Here is a 17,425-nt window from a genome sequence, read left to right as displayed (position 1 = left end):
TAGAATTCGATTTCGTCGTCCCACCTCCGCACAGTTGAGTAGGGCTGTAAAAGCTGATGAAATCAGCGTAGTAGAGCCCACTCAACCACTGCGTCTTGCTCGAAAATCCAAAGAAAATTGAGAGGCTAGGACTTTTGTCCCATCCTCTTTTTTTGAATTTGTGGTAGAATGAAAGAAAAAGAATGGAGGCAAGGTCATGAAAGTTCATGTAAAAGATGATTTTTGGCAACTATTTCCAGATGCTCAAATCTCTGTATTGGTGGTAAAAGGTCTCAACAATACTATTGATGAGAGTGAGGATCCCTATTTTAAAGCTTTACTAGATGAAGGAACCCAAAAAGCCCGGACTTTTATAGCAGATGAGAATTTCACTCAGAATGAAGTGATTCAAGAATGGCGTCAGGCATTCACAAAATTCAAAACCAAAAAAGGTGCTCGTTCTTCTATCGAAGCCTTATTAAAGCGTGTGAGTCAAGGAAGAGAATTTAATCCAATAAATCCTTTGGTAGATATCTATAATAGTGTTTCACTTTCTTATGCTGTTCCTTGTGGGGGAGAGGATTTAGCTAAGATTGTTGGTGACTTATGTCTTGGGAGAGCTCAAGGGAATGAAACCTTCTTTCCACTAGGGGCTGAAAGTGATGCTCCTGCCTTAGCTGATGAAATGATTTATTTTGATGAACAAGGTGCGGTTTGTCGGTGTTTAAACTGGCGTGAAGCCCAAAGAACCATGTTAACAGAAGAAACCAAAGATGCTGTTTTAGTCATTGAAGCTATCAATGAAGAACAGGCATCACGAGCTAGGGAAGCAATGCTAGAATTACATACTGAAATTGAGGAATATTTCGGTGTTAGTGGCAAGATCAGCCACTTGACAGCTACAAATCCTATCTTGGAAATAGAATGATAAGTGAGAATCACAGTTAATTCAACTGTGGTTCTTTTTTCTACAAGGGAAGAAAGAAATTGTTTTTCTATTTTCTAAAATGGTATAATATAAGTAGAAAAAGGGAGGTGATAGCGATTGATTGCACAACTTGATACAAAAACGGTTTATAGTTTCATGGAGAGTATGATTTCCATTCAGAAGTATGTTGACCAAGGGAAAGCATACGGCTACTCAGCACTTGGAATCATGGATATTGATAATCTCTATGGGGCTTATTATTTTATCAAAGAGTGCCAAAAGCAAGGGATTCAGCCCTTATTAGGTCTTGAGGTGACCGTTCATCATAAGGAAGAACTGATTAATCTGCGCTTTCTAGCCCTATCAAATCGTGGTTATCGAAATCTTATGAAGCTTTCGAGTCAAAAAATGACAGGTAAAAAGGAATGGACTGATTTTTCTCCTTACCTTGAAGATATTTGCATTATTGTTCCCTACTTTCAGGAAATAGTTAATTTGGATTTGGGACATGACTACTATATCGGAGTTTATCCAGATACAGCTCAGTCGAATTTTTCTCACCCCATTCTCCCACTTTATCGTGTTAATTCTTTCGAAGCTGAGGATTTAGAAACGCTCCAAATGCTCAAGGCGATTAAGGAAAATGTGACCTTGCGAGAGGTGGATGTTCAATCGCAACAAGGCTTGTTTTTACCTGCTGACCGTCTTGAACAATTTTTTGTAGAAAAGTTTCCAAAAGCTTTAGACAATCTATCTGAACTGATTGGAGCAACTACTTATGAGATTGATAGTAGTCTCAAGCTTCCTCGTTTCAATCCAGAGAGACCAGCTGTTGAAGAGTTGCGCGAAAGAGCTATTAAGGGCTTGGAACTGAAAGGCTTACTAGATTCAGTTTATCAGGCTCGTTTAGAAGAAGAGCTATCTGTGATTCATGACATGGGATTTGATGACTATTTCTTGGTTGTCTGGGATCTCTTACGTTTCGGTCGTTCACAAGGATATTATATGGGGATGGGACGTGGTTCTGCAGTTGGAAGTCTAGTGGCCTATGCCTTAGATATCACTGGTATTGATCCTGTAGCTAAAAATCTCATCTTTGAACGCTTTTTAAATCGTGAACGTTATACCATGCCCGATATCGATATTGATATTCCCGATATCTATCGTCCAGAGTTTATTCGCTATGTTCGTGACCGCTATGGCAGTATTCACGCTGCTCAGATAGTCACCTACTCGACTTTTGGTGCCAAACAGGCTATTCGAGATGTTTTTAAACGGTATGGTGTTCCCGAGTATGAGTTGACATCCATAACCAAAAAAATTGGTTTCAAAGATACCTTAACAAGTGCCTATGAAGGGAATCTAGGATTTAGACAACTGATTCAAGGTAAGATTGAGTACCAAAAGGCTTTTGAAATTGCTAAAAAGATAGAAGGCTATCCTCGGCAAACTTCCATCCACGCTGCTGGTGTCGTGATTAGTGATAAAAATCTAACCGATTATATTCCTCTTAAGTATGGTGAGGATATGCTCATTACCCAGTATGATGCTCATGGAGTTGAAGGAAACGGCTTGCTCAAGATGGACTTCTTGGGTCTTCGAAACCTCACCTTCGCTCAAAAAATGCAAGAGCTCTTATATGAAACTCAAGGAATTCAGCTAAGGATTGAGGATATAGACCTTGAGGATAAAGAAACTTTAGCCCTCTTTGCAGCTGGGAAGACCAAGGGAATCTTTCAGTTTGAACAACCTGGAGCTATTCGCTTATTAAAGCGCGTGAAACCGGAAAACTTTGAAGAAGTAGTGGCAACGACTTCCCTCAACAGACCGGGGGCGAGTGACTATATCGACAACTTTGTGGCTCGAAAACATGGTAAAGAAAAGGTAACAGTTCTGGACCCAGTTTTGGAAGATATTCTGGCTCCAACTTATGGCATTATGCTTTATCAAGAACAGGTAATGCAAGTAGCACAGCGTTATGCTGGTTTTAGCCTTGGAAAAGCTGATATTTTACGTCGCGCCATGGGGAAAAAGAATGCTGCGGAAATGCATCAAATGCAAGAGAGCTTCATTCAAGGTGCCCTTGAAAAAGGCCACGGAGCAGAGCAGGCTCAGCAGGTTTTTGCTGTCATGGAAAAATTTGCTGGTTATGGTTTCAACCGATCGCATGCTTATGCTTATGCGGCTTTAGCTTTTCAACTTGCCTACTTTAAAACACATTACCCAGCAATCTTTTATCAGGTCATGCTCAAATATGCTAGTGGAGATTATATTCTCGATGCCCTTGAAATGGGTTTTGAACTAACACCACTCTCTATCAATACAATCCCATATCAGGATAAATTGACAGACAAGACTATTTACTTGGGACTTAAGAGCATCAAGGGGATGCCTCGAGATTTTGCCTATTGGATTTTAGAGAATCGTCCTTTTAGTAGTGTCGAAGATTTTGTCACTCGCTTGCCTAAAAATTATCAGAAGTTGAGTCTTTTAACTCCCCTAGTCGAGATTGGTTTATTCGATAGTTTTGAAAAAAATCGCCAAAAAATCTTATCCAACTTACCTACTTTATTTATTTTTGTGGAAGAATTGGGTAGTTTATTTGCAGATAATAGCTATAATTGGATTGAGACTGAAGATTTTACAGAAGTTGAGAAGTTCCGTAAGGAACAGGAGTGGCTTGGAGTAGGTATCAGTCCGCATCCTTTATTGATCTTAGCAAAGAATCCTTTGTACCCAATTGTGAGTTTGTCTGAACTATTTGAAGGACAGACAGCTACAGTACTCGTTGTGATTCAGTCTATCCGAGTAATCAGAACTAAAAAAGGTGAAAATATGGCCTTTCTGAAAGTTAGTGATAGTAAAACTAAGCTTGAAGTCACAGTTTTTTCTGACCAGTATCGCCAATTTAAAAATCTCTTACATGAAGGAAGATTCTACTACCTTAATGGAAAAGTACAGGCAAGAGATGGTCGGCTTCAATTAGTGTTAAATAATCTAAAAGAAGCAGTGAGTGAACGATTTTGGATACAGGCTGCTGATCATGAACATGATACTGAAATTTATCATATTTTAGAGCAATATAAGGGAGAAATTCCAGTCATCATTCGCTACGAAAATGAACAAAAAAATGTCCTTTTACCGAGTTATTTTGTTGCAAAAGATGTTAGTTTACAGGAATCTTTAAGTCAGATAGTTATGAAAACGATTTATCGTTAAAAATCAATGAAAATAAAAGAATTTTAACTTTAATTATGGTATAATCAGTTAGAATGTTAAAGAAAAAGGAGCAAAACCAAATGAAACGTATTGCTGTTTTGACTAGTGGTGGAGACGCCCCTGGTATGAATGCTGCTATCCGTGCAGTTGTTCGTCAAGCAATCTCAGAAGGAATGGAAGTTTTTGGTATCTATGATGGATACGCTGGTATGGTTGCCGGTGAAATTTATCCACTTGATGCAGCTTCAGTGGGAGACATCATTTCACGTGGTGGTACTTTCCTTCACTCTGCTCGTTACCCTGAGTTTGCAAAACTCGAAGGTCAACTTAAAGGGATTGAGCAGTTGAAAAAACACGGTATCGAAGGTGTCGTGGTTATCGGTGGTGATGGTTCTTATCACGGAGCTATGCGCTTGACTGAGCATGGATTTCCTGCTATTGGACTTCCAGGAACAATCGATAACGATATCGTAGGTACTGATTTCACAATCGGATTTGATACTGCAGTTACGACTGCAATGGATGCCATTGATAAGATTCGTGATACATCATCAAGTCACCGTCGTACTTTCGTAGTTGAAGTTATGGGACGTAATGCTGGAGATATCGCTCTTTGGGCTGGTATTGCCACTGGTGCTGATGAAATTATCATCCCTGAAGAAGGCTTCAAGATGGAAGACATCGTAGCAAGTATCAAAGCTGGATATGAACACGGTAAGAAACACAACATTATCGTTTTGGCAGAAGGTGTTATGTCAGCGGCTGAATTTGGTCAAAAGCTAAAAGAAGCTGGAGATACAAGCGACCTTCGTGTAACTGAACTTGGTCATATCCAACGTGGTGGATCTCCAACTGCTCGTGACCGTGTATTGGCGTCACGCATGGGTGCACATGCTGTTAAACTTCTTAAACAAGGAATCGGTGGTGTCGCTGTTGGTATTCGCAATGAGAAAATGGTTGAAAATCCAATTCTTGGAACTGCAGAAGAAGGAGCTTTGTTTAGCCTAACAGCTGATGGTAAGATTGTTGTTAACAACCCTCATAAAGCTGACCTTGAACTTTCTGCTTTGAACAAGAGCTTGTCATAATCAACTTTAACTAAACTGGTAAAATGACCATAAAAGGTCAAATTATATAAAGGAGTCACAAAAATCATGAACAAACGTGTAAAAATCGTTGCAACTTTGGGTCCTGCGGTAGAAATCCGTGGTGGTAAAAAATTTGGTGATGACGGATACTGGGGTGAAAAACTTGACGTTGAAGCTTCAGCTAAAAACATTGCTCAATTGATTGAAGCAGGAGCTAACACTTTCCGTTTCAACTTCTCACACGGTGACCACCAAGAACAAGGTGACCGTATGGCAACTGTTAAACTTGCAGAAAAACTTGCAGGTAAAAAAGTTGGTTTCCTTCTTGACACTAAAGGACCAGAAATCCGTACTGAATTGTTTGAAGGTGAAGCTAAAGAGTACTCATACAAAACTGGTGAAAAAATCCGTGTTGCAACTAAACAAGGAATCAAATCAACTCGTGAAGTGATTGCTTTGAACGTTGCTGGAGCTCTTGACATCTATGATGACGTTGAAGTTGGTCGCCAAGTATTGGTTGACGATGGTAAACTTGGTCTTCGTGTTGTAGAAAAAGACGATGCAACTCGTGAATTTGTCGTTGAAGTTGAAAACGACGGTGTAATCGCTAAACAAAAAGGTGTAAACATCCCTAACACTAAAATTCCTTTCCCAGCTCTTGCTGAACGTGATAACGCTGATATCCGCTTCGGTCTTGAACAAGGTATCAACTTCATCGCGATCTCATTCGTACGTACTGCAAAAGACGTTAACGAAGTTCGTGCAATCTGTGAAGAAACTGGTAACGGTCACGTTCAATTGTTCGCTAAAATCGAAAACCAACAAGGTATCGATAACTTGGACGAAATCATTGAAGCTGCTGACGGTATCATGATCGCTCGTGGTGACATGGGTATCGAAGTACCATTTGAAATGGTTCCAGTTTACCAAAAAATGATCATCACTAAAGTGAACGCTGCTGGTAAAGTTGTTATCACTGCAACAAACATGCTTGAAACAATGACTGAAAAACCACGTGCAACTCGTTCAGAAGTATCAGACGTATTCAACGCTGTTATCGACGGAACTGATGCTACAATGCTTTCAGGTGAGTCAGCAAATGGTAAATACCCACTTGAGTCTGTTCGTACAATGGCAACTATCGATAAGAACGCTCAAACTCTTCTTAACGAATACGGACGTTTAAACTCAGATTCATTTGAACGTAACTCTAAGACAGAAGTTATGGCTTCAGCAGTTAAAGACGCTACAAACTCAATGGACATCAAATTGGTTGTAACTCTTACTAAGACTGGTCACACAGCACGTTTGATCTCTAAATATCGTCCAAATGCTGATATCTTGGCATTGACATTTGACGAATTGACAGAACGTGGATTGATGTTGAACTGGGGTGTTATCCCAATGTTGACAGAAGCTCCATCATCAACTGATGACATGTTTGAAATTGCTGAACGTAAAGCAGTTGAAGCAGGTCTTGTACAATCTGGTGACGATATCGTTATCGTTGCAGGTGTGCCACTTGGTGAAGCAGTTCGTACTAACACAATGCGTATCCGCACTGTACGTTAATCTAACATTAAAAAGCCTATCATATCAAGCTTTATAGCTTGTATGATAGGTCTTTTTTTGTGACGAGAGGCAAAATATATCATTTTCCTTTCAATGCTAAGGTATATAATACAGTTTGCCCTGTAACTTTTGCTGTAATTATAGATAGCAATGGTCATCTTTGTATCTTTACGACTAAACCTAGCTAGGATTTTTTGGATAATAAGTCTATCAGTGTATGATTGAGGTTTGAGATTATTGCTGTTTGTGCAGAAAGGATTGCTAAAAGATAGGGTTTAGTAGTGTTTAGGAAAATAAAAAAAGCTCTCTGGAAAACCAGAAAGCCTGAGAGGCATCTCCATGTGAGAAACCGGTTCACACAATTTCTCAAGGTCCGCTCCTGCGTTATGACCTCCTTTGCTCAATAGTAGCTCTCGCTACATATCGACTCATCGCAAGTTTTATTTTACTATAAGGACAATAAAATGTCAATAAAAAAGTTCCTATACCAAGGAACTGATGAACAATGCTAATTGCCGGGATCGAACCGGCGACCTCATCCTTACCATGGATGCGCTCTGCCTACTGAGCTAAATCAGCTTACTTAAAAAGTATACTATAGAATCAAATCTTTGTCAATAAAATGTTTTATTTAAAAGTAATCGGCTGTCAGTCAAATTAAAATAGCTTTAGGGAATGTCCTAAAGCCATTTTCTTCTAACCTAATTGATTTTGTTTTTTTCAGGATTCCAGATAAAACTTGCAATAAAGCTAAAGATGATGGTAACAATCGCAACTAAGACAGCAAGAATCAGTGCTGGTATGCGAATAAACCACCACAAAGGATTTGGTTTTTTGTTATTGTGCCATTGTTTCGTTTCCTCATCTAGACGTTGGAATTCTGATTGGATACGTTCAGCAACCATCTCAATTCCTTCATCATTCATTTTCTTAATGTCTGAGATATCGATAGGATTTCCGAAGTTCATATCGACACGTTCGCGACTGATGAGTCCTTTTAAGGTCATTGGACCAGTGTAAGTAACTGGCATGATGCGAACCTTGGCCATTTTAGCAATCAGAGCTACGCCCCCTTTGACATCGTTAGAATGACGACTACCACTTGGAAACATGATGAGAGATCGGTCGCTCTTTTTAAGGACATTGATAGGATATTTGATAGCCGAAGCGCTAGGATTCTCCCGATCAATAGGAAAGGCACCACACATACGGATCCACCAACCAAAGATTCGATTAGAGAACAGTTCCTTTTTAGCCATAAAAACAAACTGTTTCGGTTTGGTCGCAAATGCCATGTAGACAGGATCCCACCAAGTACGATGGGGAGCAACTAGGATATAGTTTTCATCTTGACTCGGAATTTTATCCGTATTATGATAATGAGCATTACCGTTGATAGACCAGAGAATCAACATAACCAGCCCACGAAGATAAGTATAAAACATGGTGTCTCCTTCAATTTTCTTTCTTTTATTATACCTTATCGTTGTAGGACAAGCAAATGTTTTTTTGTTTAGGCGGAATTGCTCTTCATATGAAATTAGAATTATTTTAAAAAAAATGATATGATAGAAATTATGGATAAAAATAAAATTATAGGCTTAAGCCAATCAGAAGTTAATGAACGTCAGAAACAGGGACAGGTCAATGATTTCAAAGCATCAGCTAGTACCAGTACTTGGCAGATTGTAAAACGAAATGTCTTTACTCTCTTCAATGCTTTAAACTTTGCTATTGCATTAGCGCTCGCTTTTGTTCAAGCCTGGAGCAACTTGGTCTTCTTTGCGGTTATCTGTTTTAATGCTTTTTCAGGAATTGTAACCGAGCTACGTGCCAAACATATGGTTGATAAACTCAATCTCTTGAATAAAGAAAAGATTACGACTATCCGTGATGGACAAGAGATTGCTTTGGATCCAGAAGAGCTTGTTTTGGATGATGTGATTCGCTTGTCTGCAGGGGATCAAATTCCAAGTGATGCGATTGTATTAGAAGGTTTTGCAGAAGTCAATGAAGCCATGTTAACGGGTGAGAGCGACTTGGTGCAAAAAGAAGTAGAAGACTTAATGTTGTCAGGTAGTTTTCTTGCCAGTGGTTCTGTCTTTGCTCAAGTTCATCATGTAGGGGCAGATAACTATGCAGCCAAACTCATGCTTGAAGCTAAGACAGTTAAACCGATCAACTCACGCATCATGAAATCGCTAGACCAGCTTGCAGGCTTTACTGGGAAAATCATCATTCCATTTGGAATTGCTCTATTGCTTGAAGCTTTGGTCTTAAAAGGTTTACCACTGAAGTCTTCTGTAGTGAATTCCTCTACAGCTCTTTTGGGAATGTTGCCTAAGGGGATTGCCCTCTTGACCATTACCTCTCTTTTAACCGCTGTTATCAAGCTTGGTTTGAAAAAGGTCTTGGTGCAGGAGATGTACTCCGTTGAGACCTTGGCACGTGTGGATATGCTCTGTTTGGATAAGACAGGAACCATTACTCAAGGAAAGATGCAGGTTGAGACAGTTCTTCCTCTGACCCAGGATTATGATAAAGATGCCATTGCCAAAATATTAACTAGCTATATAGCACACAGTGAGGATAAAAATCCAACTGCCCAAGCTATTCGCCAACGCTTCCAAGGTCAAGTAACTTATCCGATGATTTCTAATCTTCCATTTTCAAGCGATCGTAAATGGGGAGCAATGGAGTTGGAAGGTCTAGGAACTGTTTTCCTAGGCGCACCGGAGATGTTGTTGGATGCTGAAGTTCCTGAGGCTAGAGAAGCTCTTGAACGAGGATCTCGTGTCTTAGTTCTGGCCCTCAGTCAAGAAAAACTTGATCACCACAAGCCACAAAAGCCATCTGATATTCAAGCCTTGGCTTTGCTTGAAATTCTAGATCCAATCCGAGAAGGGGCAGCTGAAACTCTAGACTATCTTCGTTCTCAGGAAGTGGGCTTGAAAATTATTTCTGGTGATAATCCAGTTACCGTTTCAAGTATTGCTCAAAAAGCTGGTTTTGCAGATTACCACAGCTATGTAGATTGTTCGAAGATCACGGACGAGGAATTGGTTGCCATGGCTGAGGAGACAGCGATTTTCGGACGTGTCTCTCCTCATCAAAAGAAACTGATCATCCAAACTTTGAAAAAAGCAGGTCATACTACTGCCATGACAGGAGATGGTGTCAATGATATCCTTGCTCTCCGCGAGGCAGATTGTTCCATCGTGATGGCTGAAGGAGATCCAGCGACTCGTCAGATTGCAAATCTGGTTCTCTTGAACTCAGACTTTAATGATGTTCCTGAGATACTCTTTGAGGGTCGTCGTGTAGTTAATAATATTGCTCACATTGCTCCAATTTTCTTGATTAAGACCATCTATTCATTCTTATTGGCAATCATCTGTATTGCGAGTGCTTTGTTGGGACGTACTGAATGGATTTTAATTTTCCCATTCATTCCGATTCAGATTACCATGATTGACCAGTTCGTGGAAGGCTTCCCACCGTTCGTATTGACCTTTGAGCGAAATATTAAACCAGTAGAACAAAACTTCCTCAGAAAATCCATGCTCCGTGCACTACCAAGTGCCTTGATGGTAGTCTTTAGTGTTCTCTTTGTTAAAATTTTTGGAACAGGTCAAGGTTGGTCAGCAATTGAAATTTCGACACTTTTGTATTATCTATTGGCATCGATTGGTTTCATGTCTGTAGTTAGAGCTTGTTTGCCATTTAGTCTGTGGCGTGTTCTCTTGATTATTTGGTCAGTTGGTGGCTTCCTTGGAACAGCTCTATTTCCAAGAATTCAAAAATTACTTGAAATTTCAACACTGACAGAACAAACATTACCTGTCTATGGCATCATGATGGTCATCTTTGCTATCATTTTCATCCTGACAAGTCGTTATCAAACTAGAAAATAAAGAAAGGCTGCAATCCATGATTGCGGTCTTTTTAGGAGCAGGATTGCCAGATAAAATATGGTATAATAAAGGGAAATAGAGTTTTTGAAAGTGAGAAAAAATGATTTCGAAGAGATTAGAAACGGTGGCTTCTTTTGTTCCCCAAGGAGCCGTTTTGCTAGATGTAGGAAGCGACCATGCTTATTTACCCATTGAATTGGTTGAAAAAGGGCATATTGAGTGTGCCATTGCAGGAGAGGTAGTGGTAGGTCCCTATCAATCTGCAGTCAAAAATGTTGAAAGTCATGGTTTAACTGAGAAAATTCAGGTTCGCCTAGCAAATGGTTTGGCTGCTTTTGAAGAGGCTGACCAGGTCTCTGTTATCACTATTGCTGGAATGGGTGGTCATTTGATTGCTACAATATTAGAAGAAGGATTAGACAAACTTGCCAATGTTGAGCGTTTGATTCTTCAACCCAATAATCGAGAAGATGAGTTGCGTTCTTGGTTACAAGAGCATGGTTTTCAAATCATAGCAGAAAGTATTCTAAAAGAAGCTGGGAAATTTTACGAGATTATAGTTGCAGAAGCTGGTAAAGTGAATCTATCAGCAACTGATGTCCGCTTTGGCCCCTTCTTGTCCAAAGAAGTCAGTCCAGTCTTCATCCAAAAATGGCAAAAAGAAGCTGCTAAGCTTGAGTTTGCCCTTAGTCAAATTCCAGAAAAAAATCAAGAAGAACGTCAGGTTCTGGCAGATAAAATTCAAGCCATTAAGGAGGTGCTCCATGAAAGCAAGTGAAGTGATAAAGCGTTATGAAGCCTATTGCCCACAAGAATTTTCTATGGAAGGTGATAGTCGTGGTCTACAAATTGGCACCCTAGACAAGGAAATTCAAAAGGTTATGGTTGCTCTTGATATCCGTGAAGAGACAGTCGCTGAAGCTATTGACAAGGGTGTTGATCTGATTATCGTTAAGCACGCACCTATCTTTCGTCCGATTAAGGACTTGGTAGCTAGTCGTCCTCAAAATCAGATTTATATCAATCTCATCAAGCATGATATCGCAGTCTATGTCAGTCATACTAATATTGATATTGTTGAAAATGGTCTCAATGATTGGTTCTGCCAACTTTTGGGTATTGAGGATACAACTTATCTGCAGGAAACAGGTCCTGAACGTGGGATTGGCCGTATTGGAACTATTAGACCTCAAACCTTTAAGGAATTTGCTGACCATGTTAAGGAAGTCTTTGGTCTAGATAGCCTTCGTATGGTGTATTATCAAGAGAAGGATTTGCAAAAGACAATCTCAAGAGTGGCTATCTGTGGTGGCAGTGGGCAATCTTTCTATTCTGATGCTTTAGCAAAAGGAGCAGATCTTTATATCACTGGTGATATTTATTATCATACTGCCCAAGATATGCTGTCAGATGGTTTATTAGCTTTGGATCCAGGACACTATATCGAAGTGCTTTTTGTGGAAAGAATTGCAGCGCTCTTGAACGAATGGAAGGAAGAGAATGCTTGGTCGCTAGAAGTAGTCGCAAGTCAGGCTTCTACCAATCCATTCCATCATATCTAGTTAGAAGGTAAAGACAATGAAAAAAGTTGCCATTGTAGGAGCAGGAATTGTAGGGGCAACAGCTGCCTACTATCTCTCTAAGGAAGCAGATGTCGAAGTAACTGTCTTTGATCATGGGTACGGACAAGCTACTAAGGCAGCGGCAGGAATCATCAGTCCTTGGTTCTCTAAACGACGTAATAAAGCTTGGTACAAGATGGCTCGCCTAGGAGCAGACTTTTATGTAGATTTATTAGCTGATTTAGAAAAAACTGGTCAAAAGGTTGATTTCTACCAGCGCTCAGGAGTCTTCCTTCTCAAAAAAGATGATTCCAAGCTCGAGGAACTCTATGACTTAGCCTTGCAACGTAGAGATGAATCTCCCTTAATTGGCGAATTAGCCATTTTGGACCAAGCTGCTGCAAGCAGCCTATTCCCTGGTCTAAAGGGATTTGAGAGATTGCTCTATGCTTCTGGAGGAGCTCGAGTAGATGGGCAACTCCTAGTGAGTCGTTTACTGGATGCCAGTCAGGTTAAGGTCGTAAAGAAAGAGGTTAGTCTAACTCCTTTATTATCAGGCTATCAGATAGACAATCAAATGTTTGATCAAGTAATTTTATCTACGGGAGCTTGGCTTGGACACATTTTGGAGCCTTTAGGCTATGAGGTGGATGTTCGTCCTCAAAAAGGTCAACTTAGAGATTATCAGGTTGATTTAGACATGGCAAGCTATCCTGTTGTCATGCCGGAAGGTGAGTGGGATTTGATACCATTTCCTGGAGGTAAGTTATCTCTAGGAGCTACCCATGAGAATGACATGGGATTTGATCTTACAGTCGATAAAAATTTGCTCCAACAAATGGCTGAGGCAGCGAATCCATTTTATCCAAGTTTAAAGGGTGCAGTTTCATCTGGTGAACGTGTAGGAATTCGGGCTTATACGAGTGACTTTTCTCCATTTTTCGGACAGATTCCAAACTTATTAGGAGTCTATACAGCAAGTGGTCTAGGATCTTCAGGATTAACGACTGGTCCTATTATCGGTTATCATCTAGCTCAAATGGTTCAAGGGAGAAGTGGAGTATTGGATCCAGCAGATTATCCGACTGAAAGATACATTAAAAAGAAATAATAGTAAACCTTTTACCTAGTTTTTACGATAGTCTTAGGAAAGTAAATGACTTTCCCTATCAAAAATGGTAAAATGAAAAAAATAATCCAAGAATTGAGGAAATAAAATGCAAGAAAAAATTCTGGTAACAGGTGGAGCAGGTTTTATCGGAACTCACACTGTCATTGAATTAATCCAAGCTGGACACCAAGTAGTTGTAGTAGATAATTTGGTAAACAGTAGTCGTAAAAGTCTTGAAGTAGTCGAAAGAATCACTGGGGTAGAAATTCCTTTCTACGAAGCAGATATTCGTGACACAGATACACTTCGTGATATTTTCAAACATGAAGAACCAACAGGTGTGATTCATTTTGCTGGTTTGAAAGCTGTAGGTGAGTCTACACGTATCCCACTTGCCTACTATGATAACAATATCGCTGGAACTATCAGTCTCTTGAAAGTTATGGAAGAGACAAACTGTAAGAATATCATCTTCAGTTCATCAGCAACTGTTTATGGAGATCCTCATACAGTCCCAATCCTAGAAGATTTCCCACTTTCAGCTACAAATCCATATGGTCGTACCAAGCTAATGCTGGAAGAAATCTTGACAGATATCTATAAAGCAGATTCAGAGTGGAACGTTGTTTTACTTCGTTACTTCAACCCAATCGGTGCGCATAAGAGCGGTGATTTGGGTGAAAATCCAAACGGTATTCCAAATAACCTTCTTCCATATGTGACACAAGTTGCAGTTGGTAAGTTGGAACAAGTTCAGGTCTTTGGAGACGACTACGATACAGAAGATGGAACAGGTGTACGTGACTATATTCACGTCGTTGACCTAGCAAAAGGGCACGTTGCGGCCCTTAAGAAACTTCAAAAAGGTTCAGGTCTAAATATTTACAACCTTGGTACAGGAAAAGGTTACTCTGTTCTTGAAATTATCCAAAATATGGAAAAAGCAGTTGGTCGTCCAATTCCTTACCGTATCGTTGAACGTCGTCCGGGTGATATCGCAGCTTGCTACTCCGATCCAGCAAAAGCTAAGGAAGAGCTAGGATGGGAAGCAGAACTTGGAATTACAGAGATGTGTGAAGATGCTTGGCGTTGGCAAAGTCAACATCCAAACGGATTTGAAGATTAAGATGATGATTTCAATCATAGTCCCATGTTTAAACGAAGAGGAAGTACTTCCTCTTTTTTATCAAACTCTTGAAGCACTGATCCCAGATTTGGGAACAGAAATCGAATACATTTTTGTAGATGATGGTTCGACTGATAAGACTTTGGACCTTTTAAAGGTTTATCGAGAGAAAAATCCTACAGTACATTATATCTCTTTCTCGCGTAATTTTGGGAAGGAAGCGGCCATATATGCAGGTTTACAACAAGCAACAGGAGATTTGGTGGTGGTTATGGATGCAGACCTTCAGGATCCACCAAGCCTCTTACTTGAGATGAAGGAACTACTAGATCAGAATCCGGATTTGGACTGTGTGGGAACTCGGAGAACTAGTCGAGAGGGTGAACCCTTTTTACGTAGTTTCTGCGCTGATCTTTTTTATTGTTTTATGCAAAAAATTAGCCCAGTAGCTCTTCCATCGGGTGTTCGTGATTTTCGGATGATGAGAAGATCAGTTGTGGATGCAGTGTTAGAATTGACAGAATACAATCGCTTTTCCAAAGGACTCTTTGCCTGGGTTGGTTTCCGTATTCACTATCTAGAGTATCCTAATGTTGAAAGGCAGGCAGGTAAGACAAGTTGGAGTTTTAGACAACTCTTTTTCTACTCTATCGAAGGGATTGTGAATTTTTCAGATTTTCCTTTAATATTAGCTTTTGTTGCTGGTCTTTCGTCGTGTTTTCTGGCTTTAGTGATGACATTGTTTGTAGTTGTCCGTACTCTCGTACTGGGCAATCCAACTTCTGGTTGGACCTCTCTGATGGCTGTCATTCTATTTCTTGGTGGTGTCCAATTATTGACGATTGGGATTCTCGGAAAATATATCAGTAAAATTTATATGGAAACGAAAAAAAGACCCCTCTATCTGATAAAAGAACAGAGTGAGTCATGATAAGATTTACTAAAAATAAGTACTTCAAAAGACTATAATTTTCTGGAAAAATATGCTAAACTAGAGGAAGTGGGATTTGGAAATCGAATCACCACTGATGACAAATTAATCTTTGATGAGCGCGCGAGTGGGACACTGTTTCACAGCTTCCAGTAGCTCTTCACTAGCTGGGATGTCTCTCTCTAGTAGATTAGGATCATCATAGAAACGCACAATACCATTATCATGGTAATCAAATAAATCAGAATAGGTTTGGCATAGCCCACAGGCAATGCATCGTTCAGGTATAAGTGTGATTTTCATATTTATATTGTAATAAGAAATTAGAAAAAAAACAAGGAGTAAGGTATGGAAAAGGAACCATGGCAAGAAGATATTTACGATATCGAGGAAAGTCGTTCGGAACGCAGAAGCAGAGGAAATAAGGAATCAGGAGTAGGAGCTAATCGTATTTTAACGATTTTGGCTTGTATTTTCTTTGTTATCGTTGTCGGAATGATTGCTATTCTAATCTACCTGTCATCTGGTGGAAGTGATCGTACAGCAGCCTTGAAAGATTTTCATGATTCTTCTGCGCCTAAGGTAGAGGAAGTTTCTTCAACGTCATCAAGTAGTTCAGTTGAAGCATCAAGTTCTGAAGCAGGATCAACTTCTTCAAGTAGTTCAGAGGAACATACAAATGCTGAGGGAACCATTACTGTCCTTGCAGGTGAAGGTGAAGCAGCTATTGCAGCTAGAGCAGGCATTTCTATTGCCCAGCTTGAAGCCTTGAACCCTGGTCATATGTCTTCAGGAACTTGGTTTGCAAATCCTGGTGATGTCCTTAAGACAAGATAGGAGTGACGATGAAAACAATTCAGATTGCTATTGATGGACCAGCATCCAGTGGTAAAAGTACAGTAGCTAAGATTATCGCTAAGGACTTTGGCTATACTTATCTGGATACAGGTGCCATGTATCGTGCTGCGACTTACATCGCTTTGAACAACCAAGTAAGTCCAGAAGAGTCTTCTCGACTTCTTGAATTATTGGAACAATATCCGATTAGCTTTGGTCGTGCTGAAACAGGAGAACAGCTTGTTTTTGTTGGGGACGTTGATGTTACCAATCCAATCCGAGAAAATGAAGTAACCAATGCTGTATCTGCTTTTGCAGCCATTCCAGCTATTCGTGAAAAATTGGTAGCTCTTCAACAAGAAATTGCCCAACAAGGCGGAATCGTCATGGATGGTCGAGATATTGGTACAGTGGTCTTGCCTAAGGCTGAATTGAAGATTTTTCTTGTTGCTTCAGTGGATGAACGTGCAGAACGACGTTATAAGGAAAATCTTTCAAAGGGAATCGAAACAGATTTGGAAACTTTGAAAGAAGAGATTGCTGCGCGTGACTATAAAGATAGTCATCGTGAAACTTCGCCTCTTAAACAGGCAGATGATGCAATCTATCTGGACACGACAGGACTAAGTATTTTTGAAGTTGTCGAAAAAATTAAATCAGAAGCAGTTAAACATTTTTAAGTTGAAATGCTAACCGATTTACCACGATAGTGGTGAGTCGGTTTTTTAGCAATTTGTCAAATTTTTAATTTTAAGGTATAATAGATTCTGTTAACGAAAATTTGACAATCAAACCATCATGAAAATAGAAGGAGATAAAATGAACAATCTACCAAATTGCCCAAAATGTAATTCAGAATATGTCTATGAAGACGGAGCCTTGCTAGTCTGTCCAGAGTGTGCTTATGAATGGAATCCTGCTGAGCAAACAGAGGTTGAAGAAGGCCTTGTTGCCATCGATGCTAATGGAAATAGATTGGCTGATGGAGATACAGTAACCTTGATCAAAGACCTTAAGGTAAAAGGTGCTCCAAAAGACCTTAAGCAAGGGACACGTGTTAAAAACATCCGTATTGTTGAAGGGGACCACAACATCGATTGTAAGATTGATGGTTTTGGTGCTATGAAATTAAAATCAGAATTTGTTAAAAAGATTTAA

15 protein-coding genes and 1 tRNA gene are annotated in these 17,425 nt (G+C 39.8%); 13 read left to right on the top strand and 3 right to left on the bottom strand.

Going from position 1 to position 17,425, the window contains the following annotated elements; translation table 11 throughout:
• Positions 1-196 precede the first annotated feature (196 nt).
• The 4 genes from HMPREF2728_RS06895 (at position 197) to pyk (ending at position 6,786) form a co-directional block, all read left to right on the top strand.
• Positions 197-907: a B3/B4 domain-containing protein gene (locus tag HMPREF2728_RS06895; protein ID WP_075227451.1), complete on the top strand. Its 711-nt coding sequence runs from the start codon at positions 197-199 to the stop codon at positions 905-907.
• A gap of 117 nt (positions 908-1,024) precedes the next feature.
• Positions 1,025-4,126 (top strand): DNA polymerase III subunit alpha, encoded by a 3,102-nt coding sequence (locus tag HMPREF2728_RS06890; RefSeq protein WP_075227450.1) that lies wholly within the window; start codon positions 1,025-1,027, stop codon positions 4,124-4,126.
• A gap of 80 nt (positions 4,127-4,206) precedes the next feature.
• Positions 4,207-5,214, top strand: coding sequence for a 6-phosphofructokinase (pfkA, locus tag HMPREF2728_RS06885; RefSeq protein WP_000820873.1), 1,008 nt, complete (start codon positions 4,207-4,209; stop codon positions 5,212-5,214).
• A gap of 66 nt (positions 5,215-5,280) precedes the next feature.
• Positions 5,281-6,786: a pyruvate kinase gene (gene pyk, locus HMPREF2728_RS06880; RefSeq protein ID WP_014713116.1), complete on the top strand. Its 1,506-nt coding sequence runs from the start codon at positions 5,281-5,283 to the stop codon at positions 6,784-6,786.
• Positions 6,787-7,292: 506 nt separating this feature from the next.
• Here pyk and HMPREF2728_RS06875 read toward each other — a convergent pair.
• A tRNA-Thr gene (locus HMPREF2728_RS06875) sits at positions 7,293-7,365 on the bottom strand.
• Positions 7,366-7,487: 122 nt separating this feature from the next.
• Positions 7,488-8,231, bottom strand: coding sequence for a lysophospholipid acyltransferase family protein (locus HMPREF2728_RS06870; RefSeq protein WP_075227449.1), 744 nt, complete (start codon positions 8,229-8,231; stop codon positions 7,488-7,490).
• A gap of 132 nt (positions 8,232-8,363) precedes the next feature.
• On the opposite strand from HMPREF2728_RS06870, the gene HMPREF2728_RS06865 reads away from it, so the two are divergent.
• From HMPREF2728_RS06865 to HMPREF2728_RS06840, 6 genes are all read left to right on the top strand, one after another.
• Positions 8,364-10,700 carry a cation-translocating P-type ATPase gene (locus HMPREF2728_RS06865; protein WP_049528674.1) on the top strand — a complete coding sequence of 779 codons (2,337 nt, stop codon included), beginning with the start codon at positions 8,364-8,366 and terminating at the stop codon, positions 10,698-10,700.
• A 100-nt stretch (positions 10,701-10,800) separates the two neighbouring features.
• Positions 10,801-11,478, top strand: coding sequence for a tRNA (adenine(22)-N(1))-methyltransferase (locus HMPREF2728_RS06860; RefSeq protein ID WP_049528675.1), 678 nt, complete (start codon positions 10,801-10,803; stop codon positions 11,476-11,478).
• Positions 11,465-12,262 carry a Nif3-like dinuclear metal center hexameric protein gene (locus tag HMPREF2728_RS06855; protein WP_049528678.1) on the top strand — a complete coding sequence of 266 codons (798 nt, stop codon included), beginning with the start codon at positions 11,465-11,467 and terminating at the stop codon, positions 12,260-12,262. Before HMPREF2728_RS06860 ends, HMPREF2728_RS06855 begins: the two co-directional genes overlap by 14 nt.
• A 16-nt stretch (positions 12,263-12,278) precedes the next feature.
• A complete protein-coding gene (locus tag HMPREF2728_RS06850; protein ID WP_049528680.1) occupies positions 12,279-13,373 on the top strand; it encodes an NAD(P)/FAD-dependent oxidoreductase in 1,095 nt (364 codons plus the stop codon).
• Between the two features lie 106 nt (positions 13,374-13,479).
• Positions 13,480-14,499 (top strand): UDP-glucose 4-epimerase GalE, encoded by a 1,020-nt coding sequence (gene galE, locus HMPREF2728_RS06845; RefSeq protein WP_049528682.1) that lies wholly within the window; start codon positions 13,480-13,482, stop codon positions 14,497-14,499.
• A gap of 1 nt (position 14,500) precedes the next feature.
• The gene (locus HMPREF2728_RS06840) at positions 14,501-15,430 is read left to right on the top strand and encodes a glycosyltransferase family 2 protein (protein WP_075227448.1); all 930 of its coding nucleotides are present in this window, start codon (positions 14,501-14,503) and stop codon (positions 15,428-15,430) included.
• 105 nt (positions 15,431-15,535) lie between these two features.
• On the opposite strand, the gene HMPREF2728_RS10395 is transcribed toward HMPREF2728_RS06840, so the two are convergent.
• Positions 15,536-15,733, bottom strand: coding sequence for a ferredoxin (locus tag HMPREF2728_RS10395; protein WP_075230460.1), 198 nt, complete (start codon positions 15,731-15,733; stop codon positions 15,536-15,538).
• A gap of 45 nt (positions 15,734-15,778) precedes the next feature.
• On the opposite strand from HMPREF2728_RS10395, the gene HMPREF2728_RS06835 reads away from it, so the two are divergent.
• From HMPREF2728_RS06835 to HMPREF2728_RS06825, 3 genes are all read left to right on the top strand, one after another.
• Positions 15,779-16,267 carry an SAG1386/EF1546 family surface-associated protein gene (locus HMPREF2728_RS06835; RefSeq protein ID WP_075227447.1) on the top strand — a complete coding sequence of 163 codons (489 nt, stop codon included), beginning with the start codon at positions 15,779-15,781 and terminating at the stop codon, positions 16,265-16,267.
• An 8-nt stretch (positions 16,268-16,275) separates the two neighbouring features.
• On the top strand, positions 16,276-16,947 hold the full coding sequence (gene cmk, locus HMPREF2728_RS06830; RefSeq protein ID WP_075227446.1) for a (d)CMP kinase: 672 nt from the start codon (positions 16,276-16,278) through the stop codon (positions 16,945-16,947).
• Positions 16,948-17,086: 139 nt separating this feature from the next.
• Positions 17,087-17,425 (top strand): zinc ribbon domain-containing protein YjdM, encoded by a 339-nt coding sequence (locus HMPREF2728_RS06825; protein WP_075227445.1) that lies wholly within the window; start codon positions 17,087-17,089, stop codon positions 17,423-17,425.

It is taken from the genome of Streptococcus sp. HMSC061D10 (assembly GCF_001808865.1).
Classification (GTDB): domain Bacteria; phylum Bacillota; class Bacilli; order Lactobacillales; family Streptococcaceae; genus Streptococcus.
The sequence above is the reverse complement of the archived record's forward strand: the minus strand, read 5'-3'. Positions and strand labels throughout refer to the sequence as shown.

Excerpts from the sequence above, each read along its gene's own strand:
- HMPREF2728_RS06855 (WP_049528678.1), top strand. The coding sequence starts at position 11,465 with ATGAAAGCAAGTGAAGTGATAAAGCGTTATGAAGCCTATTGCCCACAA.
- galE (WP_049528682.1), top strand. The coding sequence starts at position 13,480 with ATGCAAGAAAAAATTCTGGTAACAGGTGGAGCAGGTTTTATCGGAACT.
- HMPREF2728_RS06865 (WP_049528674.1), top strand. The coding sequence starts at position 8,364 with ATGGATAAAAATAAAATTATAGGCTTAAGCCAATCAGAAGTTAATGAA.
- pyk (WP_014713116.1), top strand. The coding sequence starts at position 5,281 with ATGAACAAACGTGTAAAAATCGTTGCAACTTTGGGTCCTGCGGTAGAA.
- HMPREF2728_RS06840 (WP_075227448.1), top strand. The coding sequence starts at position 14,501 with ATGATGATTTCAATCATAGTCCCATGTTTAAACGAAGAGGAAGTACTT.
- HMPREF2728_RS10395 (WP_075230460.1), bottom strand. The coding sequence starts at position 15,733 with ATGAAAATCACACTTATACCTGAACGATGCATTGCCTGTGGGCTATGC.
- HMPREF2728_RS06825 (WP_075227445.1), top strand. The coding sequence starts at position 17,087 with ATGAACAATCTACCAAATTGCCCAAAATGTAATTCAGAATATGTCTAT.
- pfkA (WP_000820873.1), top strand. The coding sequence starts at position 4,207 with ATGAAACGTATTGCTGTTTTGACTAGTGGTGGAGACGCCCCTGGTATG.
- HMPREF2728_RS06895 (WP_075227451.1), top strand. The coding sequence starts at position 197 with ATGAAAGTTCATGTAAAAGATGATTTTTGGCAACTATTTCCAGATGCT.
- HMPREF2728_RS06860 (WP_049528675.1), top strand. The coding sequence starts at position 10,801 with ATGATTTCGAAGAGATTAGAAACGGTGGCTTCTTTTGTTCCCCAAGGA.
- cmk (WP_075227446.1), top strand. The coding sequence starts at position 16,276 with ATGAAAACAATTCAGATTGCTATTGATGGACCAGCATCCAGTGGTAAA.
- HMPREF2728_RS06850 (WP_049528680.1), top strand. The coding sequence starts at position 12,279 with ATGAAAAAAGTTGCCATTGTAGGAGCAGGAATTGTAGGGGCAACAGCT.
- HMPREF2728_RS06835 (WP_075227447.1), top strand. The coding sequence starts at position 15,779 with ATGGAAAAGGAACCATGGCAAGAAGATATTTACGATATCGAGGAAAGT.
- HMPREF2728_RS06870 (WP_075227449.1), bottom strand. The coding sequence starts at position 8,231 with ATGTTTTATACTTATCTTCGTGGGCTGGTTATGTTGATTCTCTGGTCT.